Annotated in this window: 22 protein-coding genes; 5 read left to right on the top strand and 17 right to left on the bottom strand. The window is 30.3% G+C overall.

What is annotated here, in order from left to right:
• Positions 1-24: 24 nt before the first annotated feature.
• The 11 genes from KDK92_RS08385 to KDK92_RS08335 all read right to left on the bottom strand — a co-directional run bounded on the left by KDK92_RS08385 (position 25) and on the right by KDK92_RS08335 (position 9,314).
• Positions 25-453: an NUDIX hydrolase gene (locus tag KDK92_RS08385; RefSeq protein WP_250858783.1), complete on the bottom strand. Its 429-nt coding sequence runs from the start codon at positions 451-453 to the stop codon at positions 25-27.
• 199 nt (positions 454-652) lie between these two features.
• Positions 653-880, bottom strand: coding sequence for a thioredoxin family protein (locus tag KDK92_RS08380; protein ID WP_250858782.1), 228 nt, complete (start codon positions 878-880; stop codon positions 653-655).
• A gap of 18 nt (positions 881-898) precedes the next feature.
• The gene (locus KDK92_RS08375; protein WP_420852335.1) at positions 899-1,864 is read right to left on the bottom strand and encodes a permease; all 966 of its coding nucleotides are present in this window, start codon (positions 1,862-1,864) and stop codon (positions 899-901) included.
• An 82-nt stretch (positions 1,865-1,946) separates the two neighbouring features.
• Positions 1,947-2,606: a cytochrome c biogenesis CcdA family protein gene (locus tag KDK92_RS08370; protein ID WP_250858780.1), complete on the bottom strand. Its 660-nt coding sequence runs from the start codon at positions 2,604-2,606 to the stop codon at positions 1,947-1,949.
• The gene (locus KDK92_RS08365) at positions 2,606-3,073 is read right to left on the bottom strand and encodes a YbbN family protein (protein WP_250858779.1); all 468 of its coding nucleotides are present in this window, start codon (positions 3,071-3,073) and stop codon (positions 2,606-2,608) included. The genes KDK92_RS08370 and KDK92_RS08365 overlap by 1 nt, the downstream gene beginning before the upstream one ends.
• Positions 3,074-3,105: 32 nt before the next feature.
• Positions 3,106-3,453: an ArsR/SmtB family transcription factor gene (locus KDK92_RS08360; RefSeq protein WP_250858778.1), complete on the bottom strand. Its 348-nt coding sequence runs from the start codon at positions 3,451-3,453 to the stop codon at positions 3,106-3,108.
• A 246-nt stretch (positions 3,454-3,699) separates the two neighbouring features.
• On the bottom strand, positions 3,700-4,842 hold the full coding sequence (locus KDK92_RS08355) for a gluzincin family metallopeptidase (RefSeq protein ID WP_250858777.1): 1,143 nt from the start codon (positions 4,840-4,842) through the stop codon (positions 3,700-3,702).
• A gap of 194 nt (positions 4,843-5,036) precedes the next feature.
• Positions 5,037-5,819, bottom strand: coding sequence for a histidinol phosphate phosphatase (locus KDK92_RS08350; RefSeq protein ID WP_250858776.1), 783 nt, complete (start codon positions 5,817-5,819; stop codon positions 5,037-5,039).
• A gap of 126 nt (positions 5,820-5,945) precedes the next feature.
• On the bottom strand, positions 5,946-6,740 hold the full coding sequence (locus KDK92_RS08345) for a hypothetical protein (protein WP_250858775.1): 795 nt from the start codon (positions 6,738-6,740) through the stop codon (positions 5,946-5,948).
• A gap of 88 nt (positions 6,741-6,828) precedes the next feature.
• On the bottom strand, positions 6,829-8,637 hold the full coding sequence (locus KDK92_RS08340) for a sensor histidine kinase (protein ID WP_250858774.1): 1,809 nt from the start codon (positions 8,635-8,637) through the stop codon (positions 6,829-6,831).
• On the bottom strand, positions 8,634-9,314 hold the full coding sequence (locus KDK92_RS08335; RefSeq protein WP_250858773.1) for a response regulator transcription factor: 681 nt from the start codon (positions 9,312-9,314) through the stop codon (positions 8,634-8,636). Before KDK92_RS08335 ends, KDK92_RS08340 begins: the two co-directional genes overlap by 4 nt.
• Positions 9,315-9,635: 321 nt before the next feature.
• Here KDK92_RS08335 and KDK92_RS08330 point away from each other — a divergent pair, with 321 nt between their 5' ends.
• Together KDK92_RS08330 and KDK92_RS08325 are read left to right on the top strand one after the other, a co-directional pair.
• On the top strand, positions 9,636-11,024 hold the full coding sequence (locus tag KDK92_RS08330) for a rhodanese-like domain-containing protein (RefSeq protein ID WP_250858772.1): 1,389 nt from the start codon (positions 9,636-9,638) through the stop codon (positions 11,022-11,024).
• 124 nt (positions 11,025-11,148) lie between these two features.
• Positions 11,149-11,616 carry a hypothetical protein gene (locus KDK92_RS08325; protein WP_250858771.1) on the top strand — a complete coding sequence of 156 codons (468 nt, stop codon included), beginning with the start codon at positions 11,149-11,151 and terminating at the stop codon, positions 11,614-11,616.
• A gap of 130 nt (positions 11,617-11,746) precedes the next feature.
• On the opposite strand, the gene KDK92_RS08320 is transcribed toward KDK92_RS08325, so the two are convergent.
• The gene (locus tag KDK92_RS08320; RefSeq protein ID WP_250858770.1) at positions 11,747-12,784 is read right to left on the bottom strand and encodes an ABC transporter permease; all 1,038 of its coding nucleotides are present in this window, start codon (positions 12,782-12,784) and stop codon (positions 11,747-11,749) included.
• A gap of 56 nt (positions 12,785-12,840) precedes the next feature.
• Complete coding sequence (locus tag KDK92_RS08315; RefSeq protein WP_250858769.1) at positions 12,841-14,385, bottom strand: hypothetical protein; 1,545 nt, start codon at positions 14,383-14,385, stop codon at positions 12,841-12,843.
• A gap of 1,182 nt (positions 14,386-15,567) precedes the next feature.
• Between KDK92_RS08315 and KDK92_RS08310 the strand changes: the two genes are divergently transcribed.
• Entirely contained in the window at positions 15,568-16,053 is a 486-nt protein-coding gene (locus tag KDK92_RS08310) for a GNAT family N-acetyltransferase (protein WP_250858768.1), read from the top strand.
• A 109-nt stretch (positions 16,054-16,162) separates the two neighbouring features.
• Here KDK92_RS08310 and KDK92_RS08305 read toward each other — a convergent pair whose 3' ends face one another.
• The 3 genes from KDK92_RS08305 to glmS all read right to left on the bottom strand — a co-directional run bounded on the left by KDK92_RS08305 (position 16,163) and on the right by glmS (position 19,746).
• The gene (locus KDK92_RS08305) at positions 16,163-16,648 is read right to left on the bottom strand and encodes a hypothetical protein (protein ID WP_250858767.1); all 486 of its coding nucleotides are present in this window, start codon (positions 16,646-16,648) and stop codon (positions 16,163-16,165) included.
• Positions 16,649-16,960: 312 nt separating this feature from the next.
• Complete coding sequence (locus KDK92_RS08300; protein WP_250858766.1) at positions 16,961-17,737, bottom strand: PHP domain-containing protein; 777 nt, start codon at positions 17,735-17,737, stop codon at positions 16,961-16,963.
• Positions 17,738-17,919: 182 nt separating this feature from the next.
• Positions 17,920-19,746 (bottom strand): glutamine--fructose-6-phosphate transaminase (isomerizing), encoded by a 1,827-nt coding sequence (gene glmS / locus KDK92_RS08295; RefSeq protein WP_250858765.1) that lies wholly within the window; start codon positions 19,744-19,746, stop codon positions 17,920-17,922.
• A gap of 459 nt (positions 19,747-20,205) precedes the next feature.
• Here glmS and KDK92_RS08290 point away from each other — a divergent pair, with 459 nt between their 5' ends.
• The gene (locus KDK92_RS08290) at positions 20,206-20,748 is read left to right on the top strand and encodes a DUF1062 domain-containing protein (protein WP_250858764.1); all 543 of its coding nucleotides are present in this window, start codon (positions 20,206-20,208) and stop codon (positions 20,746-20,748) included.
• 68 nt (positions 20,749-20,816) lie between these two features.
• Here KDK92_RS08290 and glmM read toward each other — a convergent pair whose 3' ends face one another.
• Positions 20,817-22,166, bottom strand: coding sequence for a phosphoglucosamine mutase (gene glmM, locus KDK92_RS08285; protein ID WP_250858763.1), 1,350 nt, complete (start codon positions 22,164-22,166; stop codon positions 20,817-20,819).
• Between the two features lie 220 nt (positions 22,167-22,386).
• Between glmM and KDK92_RS08280 the strand changes: the two genes are divergently transcribed.
• Complete coding sequence (locus KDK92_RS08280; protein ID WP_250858762.1) at positions 22,387-24,060, top strand: flavin monoamine oxidase family protein; 1,674 nt, start codon at positions 22,387-22,389, stop codon at positions 24,058-24,060.
• Positions 24,061-24,094: the final 34 nt, after the last annotated feature.

Genomic DNA, 24,094 nt, shown 5'->3' with positions numbered 1-24,094 from the left:
CCAAATTCCGTAAATATCCCGTTCCTAACGTTGTCCCCTTAAATTTTCTTGCACCATTTTAAATAACAAAGGTTGAATTTCAGGATACGTTAAATTCTCTGGCATACTATCAAACAGTTTAACTTCTCCTATTTCTAAATCAGGTAACTTTCCTAACTCTTCAATTTCTGCATAGTATACTCTTCCATAATTAATTTCACAACCTACTTTTTCAACTGAATAATCACATACAGCTTCTATATTAAACCTAGTTGCTCCAGTTTCTTCACTAAGTTCTCTTTTTGCTGTATCATCAATCACTTCATCCATTTCCCTATGTCCACCTGGAATCTCCCAAGTACTTCTCTCCTTATGCTTAACATACACAAATTCTTTATTGAATTTTGCGACTATCACTGCGAATTTTAGTTCCTCATTTCTAAATTTCCCTAGATTATATACTTTAGTTTCCATGCTCTTTCCTCCTTATGACCTCTCATTCAATAATTATAACATTTTCATGTTATATTTTGAACATTCGTTCTTTTTCCTGTGTGATTGAAATGTACTAAGCCTTTATAAAGAAAGAGTTAAGCTTTAAACATCAACATTATAGTTAATGTTTATAACTTAACTCTTTTTTTATATACTAGTAGTTATGCCTATCTTATTCTTACAAATACTTTTTGATTTCTTCTGTTGATGGTACTCTTCCCATTAATTTAACCTTTTCATCCACTACAAGAGCAGGTGTTTTCATTACACCATAGGCTGCTATATCTTTAAAATCAGTAACCTTTTCAATTGTTGCTTCAATTCCTAATTCTAAGGTAGCTTTCCTTGTGTTTTCCTCTAATTTTTTACAATTAGCACATCCTGAACCTAAAACTTTAATTACCATTTTTACTCCCCCTTTTATTTATATTAAAATATATGAAAATGCATTAAATAAATATCCTATAATGATGATTCCAATAGATACTACTGTTATAAATAATACTAATAGTTTTGGTTTTACAACCTTACTAAGCATAACCATTGAAGGTAATGATAGTGCAGTTACTGCCATCATAAATGATAATACTGTTCCAATCCCAACCCCTTTTCCAAATAAAGCTTCTGCGATCGGTATCGTACCAAATATATCAGCATACATTGGAATACCTACTACCGCTGCCAAAATTACAGAGAATGGGTTATTGCTACCTATCACTTTCTCTATGGCATCCTGTGGAATCCAATTGTGAATTGTTGCTCCAATCCCTACCCCAATTAATATATAAATCCATACTCTTTTAACAATATCTCTTATCTGTCCCTTAGAAAAATTTATACGTTCCTTTCGTGTCATTTCCTCAACTTCTAAATCAGTGTTTTTTATCTCAAGTACATATCCTTCAACATACTTTTCCATCTTTAATTTATCAATAATGGTTCCACCTATTACTGCAAGAATCAATCCTACAATTACATATGCTAATGCAATCTTAAAACCAAAGAAAGACATCAATATTAAGAATGATGCTAAATCAACTAGTGGTGAAGATATAAGGAATGAGAATGTAACCCCTAATGGAAGTCCTGCCGAGGTAAACCCTATAAAAATAGGTATACTTGAACAACTACAAAATGGTGTCACTGTCCCAAGCAAAGCTCCGAGTATATTTCCTTTTATTCCTTTTATGCCTCCAAGTATTTTTTTAGTTTTCTCTGGTGGAAAATAACTTTGAATATATGATATTAGAAAAATCAATACAGATAATAATATAAAAATCTTAATGGTATCGTAAATAAAGAAATGTATACTTCCACCTAATTTTTCATTAACAGGCAACCTAAATACCTTCTCTACAAGTAATCTTACAAGGTCTGAAAGCCATGTCATTTTTAGCACTTGATTATTCAACCAACTAAATAAATATGTTACTTTATCCAAAACTTTTACTTCCTTTCATATCTTAATATCTTTATGCTTTCCAAATAAAATATAAAGCAATCAAAATTAAAATTGCTCCACTAATTTTTTCAATCCGCTCTTGATACTTTGATAAAATTTGTACATTTTTTAGTAAGTCCGTAAAAGTACCTACAAATATTAGTGGCATACTTCTTCCTAAAGCATATGTAAACATTAATAGCATCCCATAAATCATACTTCCTTTTTCAGCTGAATAAGCAATCATTGATGCAGTTATAGGAAGAGTACATGGAGATGCTGAAATTCCAAAGGGGATTCCAAGTAAAAATGCTCCAACTATACCGCTACCTTTTCTAGGTAAAATCTGGACTGTTTTATTGTTGAAATCAAAATCAAATATTTTCAACAGCCATAAACCCATAACTAATAAAATAACAGCTATTACATAATTTATAACTTTAATATCTTTAAGAATTGAACCAATAGCTCCTGCGAATAAACCTAAGATTGAAAGCATAAAAGCTATTCCTAAAGTGAATGCAAGGGAAATGATAAACCCACTTTTTTTTGAATAATTTTGTTTACCATTAACATATGCAGCCACAAATGTTACTGTTGGAAGGGTGCATGGACTTAACCCACTTACTAATCCAGTACTAAAAACAAAGAATAATGTTGTAATTAAATTAGCATTTACATCAATACTCATTACTTCACCATCCCATCTATAATTTCTCTAACTTCCCCTTCATCAAAGATGCCTTGAATTACTTTAATGGATTTCCCTGATGAATCCATTAGAAGAATTGATGGTATTTTAGAAACTTCATTTTCCTCTGTAATGTTTTGTAATGCTTCCTCATCTTTCTCTTCTAAAATTCCTGTGTTAATGAACCAAATATTTATTTTATCTTCATATGCCATCATTAATTTCTCTACTTTGCCATTATATTCATCAAAAAACTTTTTAGTGTTTGGACAACAATCAGCATTATAGGAAAAAACAATCATTGATGGTTTATTAGATTTCTTAAAATTTTCATATTGACTCTTTAGATTGATTTTATATTGTAATGATATATCTTTTTTACCTACTTGAAATATACATTTAAATAAAAGGACAACTAGAACTAATGCTAAAACACCAATTAAGGTTCGAAATTTTTTCTTCTCCAACCAAAAACCCCCTTATGATATAATCTTTTTCCTTAAATCAATCCCTTACATGTTTCAAGATATTTTTTTGCATCTTTAATTTTTTCAATATCACTTCTAAATTTTGAATTATCATCTATATTGTCTATTATTATCATCAATATTTCTTTAAGCATTTGTTCATCAATACTTAATCTATAAAAAACAAATTTCTCCACTCGTTGATCTTTTACAAATCCCATATCCCTTAATTTTGCAAGATGCTTTGATATCTTAGGTTGCGACTCCCCCGTAATTCCGCATATTTGACATACACAAAGTTTCCTATGATATAGTAAAATTAGTATTCTTAAACGTGTTTCATCAGACAATATTTTAAAAAATTTTGTTATTTCATCCACTCTATATCACTTCCTTTACAAGCTATTATCTTCATATGTTTGTATATACATATGCACATGTGAGTATATGTATTCCTTATATTATAAAATTCATCGGTAACTAGACAAAAAAATAAAGAGTTAAACCTTAAATCTTAACTCTTTCGTAGCTAACATTTTCAGCCTAACTCTCTGTTAGTCTTATTATTTCTTTCGAAAAATATATGTCACAAAAATCCTCTTTCATCTACTTGCTCATCATATCTATTAATCTCTAAACTCTGTATTTAATTCTTCAAAGGTTTTATCTAAAACTTTTTCAAGAACTTCATAAAATCTCTTATTATTTTCAAGATAAATCTCTCCATTTGTTTTTTCCTGGAGCCCATATTCACTAAGCCCTTTTAATATTTCCTTAACTTTATCTATTCCATATTTATTAATAATTTTATCTATATAATATCTTGAACTTTTATAATACTCATAAGCATTTCCTTCATAATTTTCAAGATCTATCTTATCTAGTTCAATTAACTCAAATGCTGGATGATAGCTATCTCTCATACTGTCTTCTTTTGAGAAATACTCAGCCAAACCTTCTGCTAACCAATAAGGCATATTGTTAGCGGATTCTCCTATAGTAATCTTATGAATTAATTCATGAGCTATACCTCTTCTAAAATTGTTATTCTCCTTTTCTAATTTTAAGAACTTAATAGACTCTGGATACTCATACCATCCTCCGAACTGCCAACCAAATGATAGCTTCACTGACTGCCTTAAAAGCTCTCTATCATTATAAAGCTTTATGATAGTTTTATCCTTAGGAGTATCTCCATAATTTTCTGTAGCAATACTGTATCCTTTTTCAGCCTCTTCACATATCCAATCTTTAAGTTCTAATTCGCCTAAATACTTAACTATAAAATGCTCTGTTTGAATGGTTTTAAAATCTAAATCATAATCTAAAATCTTATCATCTTCAATTGTATAAATATTTGAATACTTTAAGCTATAGTCTTTTTCATTACAATGATATTTTTGAAGTAACTGTGCTCTGAATTTAAAATCATCTATCTTATCAACCTTTAATACTTGAAGAGAATACTCTGTGATATCAGCACTTATTATATCGTCAAACCAGTGAATTTTCTCCCAGTAATATTCCCTATTTTCCTTACTTATAGTTTCCATGTACTTCTCTTTATTCTCTTCTTTAATGTATTTCTCTTGCCCTTTTATAAGGTTATTTATTTTGTTAATAGACTCTAGGTCCTTCCCAGTATAAGTCTTATTATCCTCACCAACCCCTCTTTCTTCATTAATATTATTAGTACTTGCGTTGCAACCTATTAGTATAATTGCCATAGATATAGCTAAAATTAATGAATGAAAAACCCCTTTTTTCATGTTCATCCTCCTCCCATGAATTTCAATATTATAATATCAGCCTTTGTATATGATTACCATTTTATCATATACAAATAATTTATTGCTAACATTATATAAACAATAAATTTTCACCACTGAATTATCTTTATTACAAAAGGTCCTTGCTCTCAAGAAAACTCTCTTGAAATCAAGAACCCAAAACTGTTTGAAAATTATTTAATAAAATGTATTTTTCTTTTTTTATAATAAACAGGTTTCAATCCACAAGCCTCTGCCATCTCAAGCCCACTCTTAAGGTTAGCTCCAATAGCTCCAGGATAATGTCCATCAGAACCGATAGTTACAGTCTCTCCTCCAAGCTCTCTAAATCTCTTATATATCTTCATAAGTTCATCAGCGGATGTCTTATTACCTATTCTTCGAGTACTTATCTCCATTGACTTCTCTCTAAGGGCAACTTCCTTAAGTACCTCATCAATTAAAGGTTTATACTCATTATAATAAAGTTCCTTATCATCATATCTAGAATATCTAGCTATATAATCAATATGAGCCAAAGAATCTATATACTCGTTCTCCTTAACCCCTCTAATCATTGATCTGAAATATTCCTCATATGCTTCTCTCTTAGATTTTCCTACATAAACCTCAGCATCAAAGAACTCATATTCATGTTTTGAAGCATAAGGAGCATGTGTTGACCCTAGAATAAAATCAAAATCATAATTATTAACTAAGTGAACATTTCTTTCAACAGCTTCTTCTCTTAATCCAAGTTCTATACCAAGAAGTAACTTATCACTCCTAAGCTTTGTGTATGCCTCAAAAAACTTATCAACATCAAAGCCACTTCTATTCTTTATATAATCATTTATATCCATATGGTCAGTTATTACTAACCCAATACCAAGTTCATCTGCTCTCTTTATAGCATCGGCTATCTTCATATCACTATCACCTGAAAAATCTGTGTGTACATGTGAGTCAAATATCATTTCCATCCCTCCAAATCTATCTCTATTTTAACCTAATTTTTGAGTAATTACTAAAGAAATCGAAAAAAGGCAGTTGGAGAATATCCAACTGCCAAAATTGTTAATATTACTTTATAAACTACTATCTTATTCTTGATTCATGTCATCCTTAAAATCTTCACAATCAATCAAATCATTGCAAATAGTTTCTGGCATGTATTTATCAAAAATATTATAAAACTCATTCCACTTTTTATCTAATTCCTCGAATTTCTGCGCTTTCTCTAAAGTCTCAATATCTTTAAATATTTTTTCTAATTTAACTAAATCTTCTTTTTTAATATCTTGCTTTGTTTCACCTATGAAATCTTCAAAACTCATCTCTTCAAAGGCAGCCATCTCTGGAATATATTTATCAAGAATATTATAAAACTCATTCCACTTTTTATCGGATTCCTCGAATTTCTGCGCTTTTTCTAAAGTTTGAATCTCTTTATATGTTTTTTCTAGTTTTGCTAGATCTTCTTTTTTTATATCTTCTTTCATTTCACCTATGAAATCTTCAAAACTCATCTCTTCATAGTCAGTCATTTCCGGCATATATTTATCAAAGATATTATAAAACTCATCCCACTTCTTATCTGCTGCTTCAATCTTCTCTTCTTTTTCTAAAGCTACAGCTTCGTTAAAGTTTTTTTCTAATTTAACTAAATCCTCTTTCTTAATATCCTTTTTCATATCTCCTACTAGATCCTCAAAACTCATGTCTTCAAAATCAGAATCAAACAAAGTTGTCATATCTTCTTCACTATTCTCAAATTTTGATTCAATCTCTATGTTTGTATCCTTTTTTGTAGTTGTATCCGCCAATGTTGTTTGTGCAATTCCTGTAATCATTAATACTGCTGCTAATAAAGTAACCTTAATTTTCTTTGAAATCATAATTTACATCCTCCTAATTATTAATTACTGTTCTTTGTAATGTAATTATATAATCATGATGTGTACTCTCTGTGTAAACTCTATGTCCTCAAAGTGTTTTATTTTCTTTTTTCAATAAACTGAAATAAAATTCCACACCTAATTCAGTATTTCTAACACCATATTCACTTCCATGAATATCTAAAATGTTCTTCACAATAGGTAACCCTAATCCAGTTCCTCCTAAAGCTCTACTTCTAGACTTATCTACTCTATAAAATCTATCCCATATTTTACTTATTTCTTCCTCTGATATATATGCACCACTGTTTTCAATATACACATATACTTCATTCTCATTATCTTCTGTTCTAATATTAATAGTTCCACTTTCATTTGAATATCTTATAGCATTACTGTATAAATTTACAATTACCTGATCTATTTTTCTCTTATCTGCAAAAACTATTTTTTCTTCTACATTCAAGTGGATACTTAAATTTTTATCTATTTCATGATGTTTAAATTTATTCCGTATATCAACAATCATTTTTTTTATATCAAACTCACTCTTTGATAATGCACAAGCCTTAGATTCTAGCTTAGACAACTCCAACATCTCTCTTACCATATCATCCATTTTTTCTATTTCATCAATTATTACATCTAAATAATAATCCTTTTTTTGTTCATAGATACCATCCTTAATACCTTCTGCAAATCCCTTCATAATTCCAAGAGGAGTTTTCAATTCATGTGATACACTAGCAACAAATTCTTTTCTTATTTGCTCCTGAATTCTTTCTTTTTCAATATCATCAAGTAATTCTTGATTTGCTTTTTTTAATTCTGTCATGCTTCTATTTAAGTTTCTTGATAATATATTTAAACTTTCAGATAAGCTTCCCATTTCATCATTTGCTTTAACATTAGAATAAACTGTAAAATCCAAATTTGCCATTTTCTTTGCTACAACATTCATTTCTAAAAGTGGATCAGCAATAATTTTCGAATAAATAAATGAAATAAGTATTATAAATATCACAGCTAGTAAAAATAGATAAATATAATAATCCATCATAACCTCTATTGCTTCACCTATAGGTTGCAGAGATGTCATTGCAAAAATCATTTCCTTGCTGCCATCTGATTTCATTATCGACTTTTTGAATATAATACTTTTTATTCCTGTACTAGGATCAACATAGGAATTTGTTTTTATAATCTCACTAAATGGAATTTCTTTTTTTTCATCAAATTCATCAACATAGTTATATATCTCATTTAATAAATTGTTAGCCCTATAATCATAAAAAATTTCCTGATCAATAGAGTTATTAATATAAACTATCTCTCCCTTGATGGCGCTAATGGAGAAATTAACCTCAGGTTCTTCATTAATAATTTCATCTGTTTCATCACCATTTTCTAAAGAATAACTCCTATCATTTATCTTAACAAGATATGGTTCAACATACATATTATCTTCATCCATAAGTATACCTTCTAAATAAATTTTATCTCCTAATTTTGGTTCGAATCCCTGAAAACCTTCATTATATATGATTGAATCTAAATAGACTTTAACATATAAATCATCGTCAGTATGAATAGTGATGGTATATGACTCATTTTCATTTAAGTATTTAGGACTCCCTTCTTCATCAACAATAAGCAAAGGAACATTATTCTTCTCAGTAAATATATTGATATTATTTATTATTTGAGTTCTACTCCATTGTGCTTTTAAATATTCCTGACTAAACTTTTCGATATTTTTTTCAGTAGTGCTTATTTTTCTCTTTAAGTATAATTCATCAAAAAATATTCTTTGAAAGCCCATTACAATTAGTAAGAATACCATAAAGAGGCTAAATGTAATGCAAAATAACTTGACCACTATGCTTTTACTCTTCATCTATTCACCTCAAATGTATAGCCAACTCTTATGATTGTTTTAATATGCTGGGCTTTGTTTCCAAGTTTCTTTCGCAATTTTTTTATATGAGTATCTACAGCCCTTGTATCACCGAAATAATCATAACCCCAAACATTATTTAAAATAGCCTCTCTTGAAAGAACAACGCCTTTATTCTCTACCAAGTAAAGAAATAAACTATATTCTTTAGGGGATAACTCTATTTCTTGATTATCACTCTTAACCTTGTACGCTTGTTTATTGATCTCTATTCCATCTATTATTATAAGATGATTTTTTTCTCCTACATTCCCTTCAATTCTTTTAAATAAAGTTTTAGCTCTTGCAACTAAAACTTTTGGGCTAAATGGCTTTGTGACATATTCATCTGCACCTAATTCAAATCCCATCAGTTTATCCTCTTCATCACTTCTAGCTGTTAAAATAATTATTAGCACATCAGATTTCTTCCTAATTCTTTTACATACAGACCACCCATCTAATTCAGGCATCATAATATCTAAAATTATTAAATCTACTTCATTTAAATCAAAAATTTCCATAGCTTCTCTTCCATTCTCAGCTTCATAGACTTCAAATCCACTAACTTTAAAATAGTCTGAAGTTATTTCTCTTATTCTTGCTTCATCTTCTACAATCAATACTTTTTTTCCCATATTCCCATCACCAACTATGAACTTATTTTTATACTTTATATTTATATTTGAGATCATTATCACATTTAGTTGTGTATTCTATGTGTATTTGAATAACCCTTTGATTCTTAATAGTTTATGGGGAAATATAGTAATCTATTTGTATATATAATAGAAGACACTTTATCTATAGAAAAATCAAATTGACAATATTCGACGATTTCCTATACTATATGAATATATTAATAATTTTTTTGTTATTGAATGGACAATATTAAGATAAATCATAATTATATTTTATATATGATCATTAATTAGACACGTAAATAGGGGGCAACAATTATGATGAGAAGAAAATTTGCTTTACTTTTAGTAGCAGCGGCAATCATTGGAAATATAACTTTTACCGCTTGTGGTAATAAAGTAAACACAAATACAACAGAAAAAAAGGTTGAATCATCAGATAAAAAGGAAACAAATGATATAAATAATATTTCAACTGAAGAGTTAAAGAAAAGAATAAATGAAGAAAATGTCGTTATTGTAGATACTAGAGATGAAGCTTCATATATTGGATGGACACTTGCTGGTGAAGAAAGAGGCGGACATATAAAAGGTGCCGTAGATTTTCCTACTTCATGGTTAGATAAAATTGAAGATAAAGACATGCAAAAAACACTTGATGATAAAGGCATTATTAAAAGTAAAGAAATTATAATCTATGATGTTAATGGAAAAGAAAAATCAAGACTTGCTGATAAACTTTTAGGTTTAGGATATACGAATGTAACAATATATACTGAAGGAATTAAAGCTTGGTCTCAAGATAAAGAACTTCCAATGGACAAACTAGCAAGATACGAGAAACTAGTTCACCCTCAATGGGTTAATGCATTAGTTAATGGAGAAAAACCTGAAACTTTTGAGAACGACAAGTATGTTGTAGTTGAAGTGAGCTGGGGCGATGGTAAAGACTATAAAGAAGCTCACATACCTGGAGCTGTTCATCTTGATACAGGATTGATTGAAGAAGAACCATGGTGGAATATAGTTTCAGATGAAAAAATAGAAACTGTTTTAACATCTATTGGAGTAGATAAAGATACAACAGTTGTATTATATGGAGCAGACTCAACTGCTGCTGCGCGTGTTGCTTCAGTAATGATGTATGCAGGTGTAGAAGATGTTAGACTTATGAATGGTGGATTTGGAGCTTGGACAGAAGCTGGATTAAAAACTGAAAATGGAAATATAGAACCAAAGTCAGTTGAGAGTTTTGGAGCTAAAGTACCAGTACATCCTGAGTATATAATTAACACAAAAGAAGCAAAAGAAATACTTGCAGATGAAAATGGTGAACTTGTATCAGTAAGAAGTTGGGCTGAATATATAGGTGAAACAAGTGGGTATAGTTATATTGAGCCTAAAGGACGTATATCAGGAGCTGTTTGGGGTCACGCAGGTTCAGATCCATATCACATGGAGCATTTCAGAAATGTAGACAATACAATGAGAAACTTTCATGAAATAGAAGCATTTTGGAAAGACTGGGGAATAACTTCTGATAAGAAGGTATCATATTTCTGTGGTACTGGATGGAGAGCTAGTGAAACTTTCTTCTACGCATATCTTATGGGATGGGATGACGTTTCAGTTTACGATGGTGGATGGTATGAATGGAGTGGAGATGAATCTAATCCAATAGAAACAGGAGCACCAGAAAAAAAATAAATATATTTACAATAAAAATGTACGGTATCCCCGTGCATTTTTATTGTATAATGGTAAATAAGTCTAGAATTGCACATATAAATGCACCTAAAACTTTTTAATTCTATGGAAGGAAGTGAATATATTGAAAAAAACATCAGTAGGAAATATTGTTTGGGGATGGATATTCCCCATATTAAGCTACATACTATTTTTTATGAGTATATATCTTATTAAGTTAGTGGATGATAGAATGGGACTTCAGAGGGATCTATTTGTAAGAAACAAAAAACTTTTTACTTCTGTTCTCTCACCAGAGTTAGTTATTATATATAAAATAATACTTATTATAGGTACTTTGATTTCTATATATTATATGTTTAAAGTAAATCGCCAAAATAAGTCAACGATGTTTGGAAGTAAAACATATTCCTTCAAAGCATATTATTATGGCATTTTTTCTTCAGCAGTATCAATAGCAGCTTTTGCAATGCTATTTTCCCTTGAAAAAGTTGATACACTAGCATTTCCATGGATTGTGATTTCATTACTTATTGCAGCTATTGTTCAATACATAAGAATAATACAGTATATGATTACTAATAAGCGATAGTAAACTCATACGTACTACGTTAGGTTTGTTCACTAGTATCCCAAAACTCTTTTTAATACATGAAAAATAGGTACTTGTCCAATTGGCAAGTACCTATTTTTTTTATGAAATTCCTTTGCAGGTCACGTTATTAATAAATGATATTTGGATCAAATGCATCTGTCAGCGCAGTTGCAACATATTGAAAAAGTAGTATCACTAATGCAAGTACTAGTGAAGGAAGTATAATCTGATAAGAGTAGAAGAAAAGAACACTTGAATCAGAATAGGAAAATAGCATTTTTCCTAATGTGTAATATGGTACCCTTATCCCAAGGCCAATGCAAGAAAGCATAGCTTCATCTAATATTACACTTGGAATATCATCAGAGAAAGCTGTCATTGCCAAAGGCATAATATTAGGAATCATGTGTGCAATTACAATTCTCTCACGATCAGCTCCCAACGCTTTTGAAGCTATAATAAACTCTTGTTCTCTAAGTTGACAAACCTTCCCTCTTACAATCATGGCAGTTTTGCACCATCCAAGTAGTGCCATTGCAATTAAAATTGATTTAAAAGAATTTCCTATAACTATAACTATTATACTTATCAATAAAATATTTGGAATACTTGATATTACCTCTATAACTCTCATCATTATATCATCAATTATTCCACCCATATATCCTGATATAGTACCGTAAATAATACCTATAAAAGTGTTAAGTAGTGCGACTACGATACCTAAGTATAATGATAGCCTTAGTCTAACAAAAGTGTTAGCAAATATATCTACACCATGTCTATCTGTCCCGAAAATATGCTGAGAACTAGGAGATGCATTTGGTAAGCCAAAATTTTTTTTTAACAATTCCCTACTTTTTAGTATTTTAAAGTTTACATCAATATTTCCTTCACCAAGATAACTTAAGCCTTTAGCGTCTTCTATAGTATAAATTTGATCTGCCGCCCATATTGGGCTTGTAAATGAAATACTTAATATAATAGTCAATAAAAAGAGTGAAATAAGGGCTATTTTATTATTCTTAAATTTTAACCACGCCCGCTTATTATATCCTAAAGCCTCTATCGTTACATTATTACTATACTTGAAGTCACATCCCACTGTTTTAAATTTCTCTTTATTTACCAATTTCTTTTCTTTACTTAATAATTTAGTATCCATATAACCCCCTCTTTATAAATCCGTCTTATTCACTTTAAAGATTATTAACAATTTAATTACAGCCCAAAGGGAACAAATAATACTAATATAAGTAATGTATCTACTAGTAAAGGTGGAAGAAATCTTTCCATAAACAGCCCTTCAGTATCTTTATTGTATTTATATAAATAATATCCATAAATGCTTGCGCTTATAATCACACTCACTGATATACCAATTATAGGATTCTGTAGAATTCCATAATGAATTAGTCTCCTTGAGTAGTAATAATTAAAAATTTCAAAAGTTGTAAATAATATTCCAATAAGGCTGAAAACCAAATATGATTTGATTTTATTTTTCTTTACAAGTCTAAAACTGATAAGACTATATATACATGCTGCTGCAAAAAGAGGAAGAACCCATGCTGTCCCAAGCAAAAAGAAATATGTAATCACATTAAATAAGGACTTAATTTCTTTTTCCGCAGCCATTTTTATATCGACTTTTCTTAGAATATTGTTCTTGATTTTATACTCTTCTCCTATGGATGAAACATATACATTATAAAAATCTTTACTTTCAAAATTCGCAAAAATAGCTATATCATCAATTAGATACGAGTTTATATTCAATGAAGATAATCTAGATATATTTTTTTCTTCAATTATTTTCCCATCTTTTATAATCATATCAACTACTTGCTTTGATGGAGATGTGTAGATAAATCTACCACCATCTTGCGAGTAGAATCCTTTCAAATTTTTCATAATTAAATTACTAAAAACATATTTTGATGCATTACCACTTTGTATATTTACTTGTGAAAACAAAGTATTAAAATATCCACCTTTCTTTATAATATCAGTTATAAAATAAAAATTATTACCATCTGAAGCAATTACAGGCTGGTTATAGGAAGTACTAACTCCCTTTTTGACTTTTAAGAAAGGTTTTGCTTCAGAGATTTTTCCATTATTATAAGTAAAGTAATAAAAATACTCATCTTCAGCATGATAAACTATCAAATATTCATCATTTATTTTTATACCCATAACCTCATCTAATGCCAAAGGGACTTGAACCTTTTTAGTTTCACCTGTCTTATAATCATGAATTTCAATATGGTGTTGGTCTGAGGTTATAAAAATATTTTCATCAATATGCTCAAAACATTTATTATTAGGTAAAACTTCTGTTTCACAAGATATAAGTTGCAAATTGTTATTTAATTTCAAGGTTTCTAAATATATAACATCCTTACCTTTTGTCAACGCATTTATGTATATAAAATCATCTTTAAGATTAAGAGAAAGATCATATATTCCATTCAAATCATCAGATTGAATTTCGTTTGCCTTAATCACATTACCTAAATAATCAAACTCTATAATTTTATAATTAAAATCATCATTATGAAGGGCAATATAATTATATCCATATTTAATTAACTTCATATTTCTAGTTACTTTTCCATTGGAAATATTAACCTCTTTTCCCCATTTTTCAGAGGGTGGTTGTCTCATTATCTCCACTTGTTGTTGAAATTGATATCCCACAAATATCAATATTAAAACTAAAATATAAACAATGAATTTTGTTCTACTTTTTAACCCTTTCATATCATTCCCCCCAATAATTGTAATATTATGATTAAATATTTGTACTGTTGCTAAATTATTTATATATTTAATTAGCAGTTAAATCAGTATTCTCATTAGCCATTTAATCATATCCAATTAAAAAATCATTTAATTTAGATTTACAAGATTTCATTGTTCCCATTACCTCTGCATCATACTCATCTTCACTTAATCTAGATCTTAAACATTTGATAATACTCAGTTAGAATTAATACGATAATCATTTATTTGATTATCGTATTGATAATTTTCTCAACTTTATATACATAACTTTCTTTCAGCACATCTTTATTTAAAGAAGTAAAAAATATTACAATTTACTTCTATATATTTTATATTTTACATTTTTGTTACAGCTTAATTATACACATATATAGAAATTAATTCAATATTTATCATTATTATTCAAAATGTTATATATGGCTTTTAGTTCATGTTTCTCCTCTATATCTCGAAAATAAAAAGACACGCAAATAGATCTTAATCTAAATTACGTATCTAAACGAATGCCTTTATTTTACTTGGAACAGGGCAAATCTAATTTTAATGAACACCCCTCTTCATATTCCCCATAAAAGAAAGCCATGAAACTTCAGATGTTTATAACCTGAAAATCCATGGCTTTAAATATGGTTTATTATGTGTCATATATACTTATCTTTTGCTGTGAAAGCAATGTTCCTATCTAATATCCTCTATAGCAATTCCAACATTGAGGTTGCCTATAATAATATTGAGGTTGCCTATAATAATATGGGTAATAAGGTCTATATCCTCCAAATGCCCGTCCGACTGCGAATAATGATAGTAATGGTAATAAGAACATAACCATTCCTCCTTTTCTTACTTTTTAAGCTTATGCAATAAAATAATCTCTTTATTCAGTATATGCAATTCCAATTTTTATTGATTCATAAACATACAACTTTAAATAAAATATAAGTTTTCATACAGATTATCTAAGATTATCAGTTCCTCAACTATTTTCTTTCAATCTCATTATCACTAATTTTACAAACGATATTTTCATATAATCCCCTTCCAGTTTAAAATAAATAAACAGTATTACATGTGATTTCATCAATTACATTTATGTTATAATATTCCATATACAATTATATATATTTATGTATTGAATAATATAATAAGGAGATTAATATTATGGAAGAAACTATAATTAAATTTGTTAAAATGACTGAAAGTGAATTTGAAGAATTCTATAAATTAGAGAATGAGAATTATGCAGAAGACCTGAATAAAGTGTTTAATACACCAAAGGAAGAAGCTTATAGCCAAGCAACAAAAACCTTTGATTCTTATCTCTCAGATGGATTAAACACTGAGAATAATTATTTATACAGTATTATTGAATCTGAAAGCAATAACCAGATAGGAACTTTATGGCTAATTGCTAGAGAGAATAACAATATAAAAGAACTATTTATAGCTTCAATTAGAATATTTAATCAGTACCAAGGAAAAGGTTACGGAAAAATTTCAATGTCTTTAGTAGATAAAAAAGCTTCAGAACTAAATGTAGCTAAAATTGCCCTCCATGTTTTTGGTTATAATAAAAATGCAATTTCATTATATGAAAAAGTAGGTTTTGAACCATTTAGCATCAATATGGAAAAATTTTTAGACTAATCTAAAACCGTAAAGATAAGAATAGACATAAAAATTATCACAATAATGATTCAATTATTTTAAATTCATATGAGTAGGAAGGACATTAAATGCCCTTCCTTATAAATTATTAAGCATCACAAGAAAGAATATTAAATTTAACTGTATCAATATTAGGACCTGTTAATCTGACTTTTACAGATTCTCCAGTACCTGGTTCAACCAAAAGCGGATGAGTTAAAGAAAAGCTAAAATTTGCCTCTTTTTCATTTGCTACAGATGCAAATGAATCTACTTCAAAAACTTTTGAAAAGCTTGCACTCATACCAGTTGTACCTGTTCCAATTTCTATAGTTACTAAATTTGATCCACCAGTTTGTTCCTGCCATGATCCAATAATTGCTGTAATTAGTTGTGCACTTTCAGAAATATCCACAACCACTTGAGTAAGGTCAGTCTCATTAATCAAGGTATTATTGGATTTACAAATTCCTCCATTTCCACCACCATTGCATGCACAATCTCTTATTTGTTTTAGCAACTTTATTATTCTAATAAAATAACATTCTATATAACAAAAACATCCTCCATTTCTCGAATCATTATAACCAGACATTTTTTACCTCCTTAATCTCTTCTTTTGCTATATTTTTAATCTTCAATACCATTATATTCCATTATTTGACAAGCGTTACATTTTCATTTATTAGTTTAACTATATTTCAGCTTATTCCCAGAATTCGTATCATAAATTCACATAATTTCCTGTAGAATTCTTCTTGCTGAGTTTGTTAAGAAAAACACATAATATTGTTTTGACTCTGTTTTTCATATACCTTAAGAGTTTCAGGCATTGAAAAAGCCCTTGATTCCAAGAACCAACCTCAGAAATCAAAGACCCAATATTGAAATATACTATTACATTAATTTATATACTTGAAAAATACTCTCTCTTCCTATTCTTATAATAAACAGGCTTAAGTCCACTCATTTCAGCAATCTCCAATGCTAGTTTAAAGTTATTTCCAATAGCATCTACATGATGTGAATCAGACCCTATAGTTACTGTCTTACCACCAAGTTCTCTGAACCTCTTATATATCTTTATAAGTTCCTCAGCTGATTTCTTATTGCCTATTCTCTTGGTACTTATCTCCATGGACTTATCTCTTAAAGCTATTTCCTTAAGGGCTTCATCAATCAAAGTCTTATGTTCATGGTAATAAAGCTCTTTATCATCATATTTTAAGTATCTTGCAATATAGTCGATGTGAGCAAGAGAGTCTAAGTACTCATTTTCTTTTATACTTTTTATCATAGATTCAAAATAAAGACTATAAGCTTCTTTTTTACTTCTTTCTGAATCATAAAACTCATATATGTTTTCAATATCATAGGGTGAATGAACAGAGCATAATATGAAATCAAAATCTCTTTGATTTATAATCTCAATATTTCTCTCAACTGCTTCTTTTCTTAGACCAAGTTCTATTCCAAACAGAAGCTTGTCCCCTCTGAATTTTGAATATTCACTATAAAACTTATCTAGATCAACATCGCAATAACTTTCTTCATAATCATTTATATCCATATGCTCCGTTAAAACCATTCCTATTCCAAGCTCGTCAGCTCTCTTTATTGCATCAACAAGCTTAAGCTCGCTGTCCCCTGAAAGTACCGTGTGTATATGTGAATCGAAAATCATATTAATTCCCCTCCCATTAATTTCTTAATCCAAAAGAGTCTGCAATTAGAATTGTACTAATCACAGACCCTGTATATTTCTAAGGTTTATATCTCAATTTTTAATATCGTTTTAGATTAGTTATTTTTAAAACGATTACTCTTTTTTAGAAACCCACAATCAAATTATATTTATTATCAAATCTATTCAACTGTAACCGACTTAGCAAGGTTTCTAGGCTTATCCACATCGCATCCTTTTTCAAGTGCCATATAGTATGAGAACAATTGAAGTGGTACGATTGAAACAACTGGTGTTAATAATGGATGAGTTTTTTGAACATATAAAGCTGAATTAACAGATTTCTCTATTTCCTCATGCCCTTCTGTTGCAAACGCTAGCACCTTTGCACCTCTAGTAGTAACCTCTTTGATGTTGCTAACCATCTTATCAAATATTTTCTCTTGTGTTGCTACTACAACAACTGGTGTACCATCTTCAATAAGCGCTATTGGTCCATGTTTTAACTCTCCTCCAGCATATGCTTCAGCGTGGATATATGAAAGTTCCTTAAGTTTAAGGGCACCCTCTAATGCTACTGCATGGTCTACTCCTCTTCCTAAGAAGAACATATCTTTAACATGGTAGTTCTTAGATGCAAACTTTTGGATAACCTCTTTATGCTTAAGGGCATCTTCAACCTTTTCAGGAAGAGCTAATAGTTCTTTCTTAAACTCTTCTCCTTCTTCCTTAGTTATTGTCCCTTTAAGCCTAGCAAGATGTAATGCAAGGATATCAAGTGCTACCATCTGTGTTACATACGCTTTAGTTGATGCTACTGCTATTTCTGGTCCTGCCCATGTGTAGAATACATCATCTGCTTCCCTTGCCATTGTGCTTCCAACAACATTTGTAATTACCATTACTCTAGCACCTGATTTCTTAGCTAATCTAAGTGCTGCTAAAGTATCTGCTGTTTCCCCTGATTGACTCACAACTATCATAAGTGTATTTTCATCAATCAATGGATCTCTATATCTAAACTCAGATGCCACATCTGTCTCTACAGATATCTTGGCCATCTTCTCAATAACATACTTACCTACAACTCCTGCATAATATGCAGTACCACAAGCGACTATATAAACCTTATTAATCTTCTCAAGATCTTCTTTAGTAATCTCGATATTATCAAGCTTAACATCTTCTCCTAAAGCGATTCTTGACGTCATTGTATCTCTAATAGCCTTTGGTTGCTCATGTATCTCTTTAATCATGAAATGCTCATATCCACCTTTTTCAGCAGCTGCTGCATCCCAAGTGATGTGGCTAATCTCTTTGTCGATTTCAATTCCATCTTCGTTAAGAATTTTCACCCCATCATTATCTATAACTGCAAATTCATTATCATCAATATAATAAACTTCTCTGGTATATTTCAGTACAGCCGTAACATCTGAAGCTATGAACGTTTCGCCCTCTCCTTTACCAACAATAAGCGGACTATCTTTTCTTACTGCTATCATCTTATCAGGCTCATTCTTACAAAGTACTCCAATAGCATAACTACCTTCCATCTTGTTAGTAGCTTTAACTATAGCCTCGAAAAGATCTCCATTATAGTAGTAATCGATAAGGTTTGGAATAACCTCAGTATCAGTCTCCGATAAGAACTCGTACCCTTTTCCACCTAACCACTCTTTAAGATACATATAATTCTCAATGATACCATTGTGAACTATACTTATTGATCCATCTTTGTTAGTGTGAGGATGTGCATTCAAATCTGATGGTTCTCCATGAGTTGCCCATCTTGTGTGACCAATCCCTTTAACTCCGCTCATATCTTCACTCTCAAGTCTATCCCTTAGATTTTGGATTCTTCCCTTACACTTAATTACATCAATATCTCCATTCTGAAATACTGCTATTCCAGATGAATCATATCCTCTGTACTCAAGCTTCTCAAGTCCATCTACCAAAATCTCTGCTGCTCTCTCTTTACCAAAATAACCTACTATTCCACACATATTCTATAACGTCCTTTCAATATTTTATTTTTAAGAACATCATAAAAGATTAACTTTTTATTAGTACTTCACTGAATTTGTCCCCAAAGTCACCTCTGGTATTTGCCAGTTATATCGACAGTACTTATGCCGTGGGATAATCCTCCGAATACTCGCTAAATCCCACCCGCGTCAAGTCAGTATCATACCGACTCCAGGAGCTCTAATTAATACTCTATTTAAAATTTCACCTCCACATTTAAAGTTATCTTATCTATGAGTCCAAGTTTTATTATAAAGCCTTTTAAGCTTTATTTCAATTTATAACAGAATCCTTTCCAAAATTTTAACATCTTTTTTCATTTCATTTATATTATATGCTCAAATACTTGTGGAGTGCATAAACAATTCCATCTTCATATTTTCACTACGCATTTTTAGTGGTGTTTTTTAATATATATTTTTAGGGGGTATTATATTATGGAAAAATTATCTTTACACTGGAATATCATAGGAAAAAAATCTGATGAGTCTGTAATCAGATATTGCCATAGTTGTGGCAAAAAAGTTGAATTCAAGGATTCAAAAGTCAGACGTGAAAACGCTAATGGTAATAATATTTATAGATTTGCAATATATAAATGTGATAAAGGACATACTTGGAATAAGACTTTAAAAAAGTTTAAATCATTCAAGAATATGAAAGAAAATCTACTTGATGATGGAGAAAAATATGATATGGATAAACTATTCTCCTTAATCCCATCAAAAGATGTTGATAGTGAACCATCTTATGAACTGTCTTATAACATTCATCAAAAAGAATGTGATTATATAGAAATACATGTGAATATTATTGAGGGTAGAATACGCCTTGATAAATTAATTGCATCAAAATTCTCGAATATAAGCAGAACAAAAGCTAAAGAAATGATTAAAACTGGAGCTATTTTAGTGGATAACACTCAAGTTAAAGGAAATTTTGAAATAAACCACTCCTGTATTCTCACTCTTAATACTTAAACTGATACATTACAAAAGACACACCAACAAAATGGTGTGTCTCTATTTAAAAGCACGTAAGTGCTTTTCTAAGCCTTTGCTTTTTCTTCTATAAGTTTTGCTAATTCATGAGCATATTTATCAATTTCCTTCTGATTCTCACCCTCTAACATAACCCTAACTAATGGTTCTGTTCCAGAAGGTCTGATTAATACTCTTCCTACTCCATTCATAGCCATCTCTATCTTCCTAATCTCTTCTGCTATCTCATTATCTTTTATATATATATCCTTCATACTATTTGGTACCGTAGCATTCACCAATACTTGTGGTAATTCTCTCATAATTGAAGTTAGTTCACTCATCTTAGCACTTTTATTTTTAATAATAGTAGCTAACTGTAATCCTGCTAACAATCCGTCACCTGTTGTATTATGCTCTAAGAATATTATGTGCCCTGATTGTTCTCCACCAAGTCTATATCCCTTGTTCCTCATCTCTTCTAATACATATCTATCCCCAACTATTGTTCTAGCACATTTTATGCCTAGATTATCAAGTGCAATATCTAGTCCCATATTACTCATAACTGTAACAACAACTGTATTATCAAATAGCTTATTCTTTTCTTTAAGATACTTTGAACATATAGCAAGTATGAAGTCACCATTAACTAAGTTCCCCTTCTCATCTACAGCCATACATCTATCAGCATCTCCATCAAGGGCAATACCTAAATCACATTTGTTATTTACTACATATTGCATAAGGTGCTCAGGGTGAGTTGAACCACACTCTTTATTTATATTAATTCCATCTGGGTCATTATTGATTACTAGAACCTCTGCTTTTAATTTTCTAAATGCGTCTACAGCAGATTTATACGCAGCACCATTGGCACAATCTAATGCAATCTTTAACCCGCTTAAATCTCCATCCACTGTAGTGGTTACATAGTCAACGTAATCTTCTATTGCATCGGTTTTCGAATAACTTCTACCGATATTTTCACCTATTGGCATCTCTATTCCTTCAAAATCATCTTCAATAAGCTTCTCAATTCTATCTTCTAATTCATCACTTAATTTATATCCATTTCCATTAAAGAATTTTATACCATTATCTTCCACAGGATTATGTGATGCCGAAATCATAACTCCTGCATCTGCATTATACTTTCTAACCAAATATGCTACAGCTGGTGTTGGTACCACCCCTAAACTTACAACTTCTGCTCCTACAGATAGTATACCTGCTGTTAAAGCAGCCTCAAGCATATTTCCTGATATTCTTGTATCCATACCAACTATTATTTTAGGTTTGTGTGCACCATCAGTTAATGTAATTGCCCCAGCCTTTCCAAGTCTAAAAGCCAATTCACATGTAAGTTCTTTGTTTGCTATTCCTCTAACACCATCTGTGCCAAATAATCTTCCCATAATTGTCTCTCCTTATCAATAAAAAACTACTATAATTTTATCACATTCAAACAGAAATCTCTAATTTTATTGGCATTAGACGTATGAAAATAAATACCAAGTCAAAGATGCAACAAAATAGACTAGCAATAATAAGTCATTTTTTGATTATGGATTATATTGTACTAAATTACATATTAAGAAAATATAATATTATGAACCAATTTTGGAGTCAATTCTATTGAATAATAATCTTAATAATAGAGTGGATGAACTTTTTAGTCCTACTGATAGTGAACGTCATCAATTACTTGATAAACTTCTTACCTCAAGAGGACGAAAAGAAGACTTACCAAATATAATCGAAGGTTATTCTCCTCCTGAAAATATTATAAACATATGTCCTCCTGGATACGGTAAGGGAAAGAAGATAAATGTTGCCATACTTGGTGGTGGAATAAGCGGACTTGTTGCTGCTTTTGAGCTGAGAAAATTAGGGGTAGATGTAACCTTATATGAAGCAAGTAATAGATATGGTGGAAGAGTATACACCCATTTTTTTGACGAAGCAAAACGATATGGAGCTGAAGTTGGAGCTATGAGGATACCTCTTGCTCACGAATGTGTATGGCATTATTTAAATCTCTTTAAAATAGGAACTCGACCTTTTATTCAAAGAACGCCAAACGGATTTACCTATGTGAAAGGTATTTGCCTTTGTGGTGATATTGAAGGAAAAGAAACTATAGAAAAAATCTATCCTCTATTTAACTTACAAGAATGGGAAAAAAACCTTCACTGGAGTGAAATGTTAAATGATGCATTAGTAACACCTTTATTATCTTTAACTCCATCTGAGCGAAAAGATATTATACAGATAAAAGAGAAATACTCTTATAAATACAATACACTCTGTCAATACACATTACGTCAAATTCTGAAAAAAAGTTATTTAGGTGATGGTGCTATAGACTTAGTCTGCTCTTTCTCTCCATTTTTAAGATCCTTGCAACCTTATAGCTACTCTGAGATTTTACATGATGAATATGCTCTACATTTTTCTAATCTTTTTCAGCCAACAAATAATATGATTTCTATCATTGATGCTTTCTTAGATTCACTAAAGTCTACAAATCATTCTTCTTATGGTGTTAACCCCAAAGATTTAGGTACTATGTCACTTAAATTAAATACTCCTATTGAAAAAATTTTTTGGCAAGAAGGAAATTTTCAGGTAGCCCTTAGTCATAAAGAAAATAACCAGTTAATTGAGAAAAAATATGATTTCGTTGTAAATACAATCCCTTTTTCAACACTCCGTAATATAGACATGAGTAGATTAGAATCAAATGTTATAACTCAAGCCATAACAGAGGTTAATTATATGGATTCCATTAAGGTTTATATATTATATAAACGTAGATTTTGGGAAGATTTAGGGATAATCGTTGGGTATTCTTCAAGTGATTTAAGTAATGCACATATATATTATCCTAGTGATCATTATTATAGTAAAACAATAAATCCTGAAGAACCTGGAGTGTTACTAGCTTGGTACAACCTTGCCTTAGAAGCCTCAAAGCTAACCTCCCTTGATGAGAATACTATGATACAATTCATTAATAGAAATGTTGAGAAGATTCATTGCTTACCAGAAGGTTCATTAGATAAGTATGTTTTAGATTATAAGATACAACAATGGAGTAAAACCAAGTGGATAGGTGATGCTTTTTCATTTTTTTATCCTAATCAAAAACATATTTTTCTCTATGAAATGACTCAACCTCAATACGATAATAAAATGTTCTTTGCTGGGGAGCATGTTTCACCTACACATGCTTGGATGCAAGGTTCTATAAAAAGCGCCCTAGAGGCTTCGAATAGAATTGCAGCATTAATAACTAAAATGTTTTAAGCTGTTTAAGTAGTTTATCTATAGTACTATATTA

It is taken from the genome of Oceanirhabdus seepicola (genome assembly GCF_023684385.1).
Taxonomy (GTDB): Bacteria; Bacillota; Clostridia; order Clostridiales; family Clostridiaceae; genus Oceanirhabdus; species Oceanirhabdus seepicola.
This window is presented reverse-complemented; position numbering and strand designations above follow the sequence as displayed.

Coding starts and splice junctions, on each gene's coding strand:
- KDK92_RS08315 (WP_250858769.1), bottom strand. CDS start 14,385: ATGAAAGGGTTAAAAAGTAGAACAAAATTCATTGTTTATATTTTAGTT.
- KDK92_RS08330 (WP_250858772.1), top strand. CDS start 9,636: ATGATGAGAAGAAAATTTGCTTTACTTTTAGTAGCAGCGGCAATCATT.
- KDK92_RS08335 (WP_250858773.1), bottom strand. CDS start 9,314: ATGGGAAAAAAAGTATTGATTGTAGAAGATGAAGCAAGAATAAGAGAA.
- KDK92_RS08320 (WP_250858770.1), bottom strand. CDS start 12,784: ATGGATACTAAATTATTAAGTAAAGAAAAGAAATTGGTAAATAAAGAG.
- KDK92_RS08380 (WP_250858782.1), bottom strand. CDS start 880: ATGGTAATTAAAGTTTTAGGTTCAGGATGTGCTAATTGTAAAAAATTA.
- KDK92_RS08345 (WP_250858775.1), bottom strand. CDS start 6,740: ATGATTTCAAAGAAAATTAAGGTTACTTTATTAGCAGCAGTATTAATG.
- glmS (WP_250858765.1), bottom strand. CDS start 19,746: ATGTGTGGAATAGTAGGTTATTTTGGTAAAGAGAGAGCAGCAGAGATT.
- KDK92_RS08355 (WP_250858777.1), bottom strand. CDS start 4,842: ATGAAAAAAGGGGTTTTTCATTCATTAATTTTAGCTATATCTATGGCA.
- KDK92_RS08300 (WP_250858766.1), bottom strand. CDS start 17,737: ATGATTTTCGATTCACATATACACACGGTACTTTCAGGGGACAGCGAG.
- KDK92_RS08305 (WP_250858767.1), bottom strand. CDS start 16,648: ATGTCTGGTTATAATGATTCGAGAAATGGAGGATGTTTTTGTTATATA.
- KDK92_RS08290 (WP_250858764.1), top strand. CDS start 20,206: ATGGAAAAATTATCTTTACACTGGAATATCATAGGAAAAAAATCTGAT.
- KDK92_RS08385 (WP_250858783.1), bottom strand. CDS start 453: ATGGAAACTAAAGTATATAATCTAGGGAAATTTAGAAATGAGGAACTA.
- KDK92_RS08375 (WP_420852335.1), bottom strand. CDS start 1,864: ATGACATGGCTTTCAGACCTTGTAAGATTACTTGTAGAGAAGGTATTT.
- KDK92_RS08350 (WP_250858776.1), bottom strand. CDS start 5,819: ATGATATTTGACTCACATGTACACACAGATTTTTCAGGTGATAGTGAT.
- KDK92_RS08310 (WP_250858768.1), top strand. CDS start 15,568: ATGGAAGAAACTATAATTAAATTTGTTAAAATGACTGAAAGTGAATTT.
- KDK92_RS08340 (WP_250858774.1), bottom strand. CDS start 8,637: ATGAAGAGTAAAAGCATAGTGGTCAAGTTATTTTGCATTACATTTAGC.
- glmM (WP_250858763.1), bottom strand. CDS start 22,166: ATGGGAAGATTATTTGGCACAGATGGTGTTAGAGGAATAGCAAACAAA.
- KDK92_RS08370 (WP_250858780.1), bottom strand. CDS start 2,606: ATGAGTATTGATGTAAATGCTAATTTAATTACAACATTATTCTTTGTT.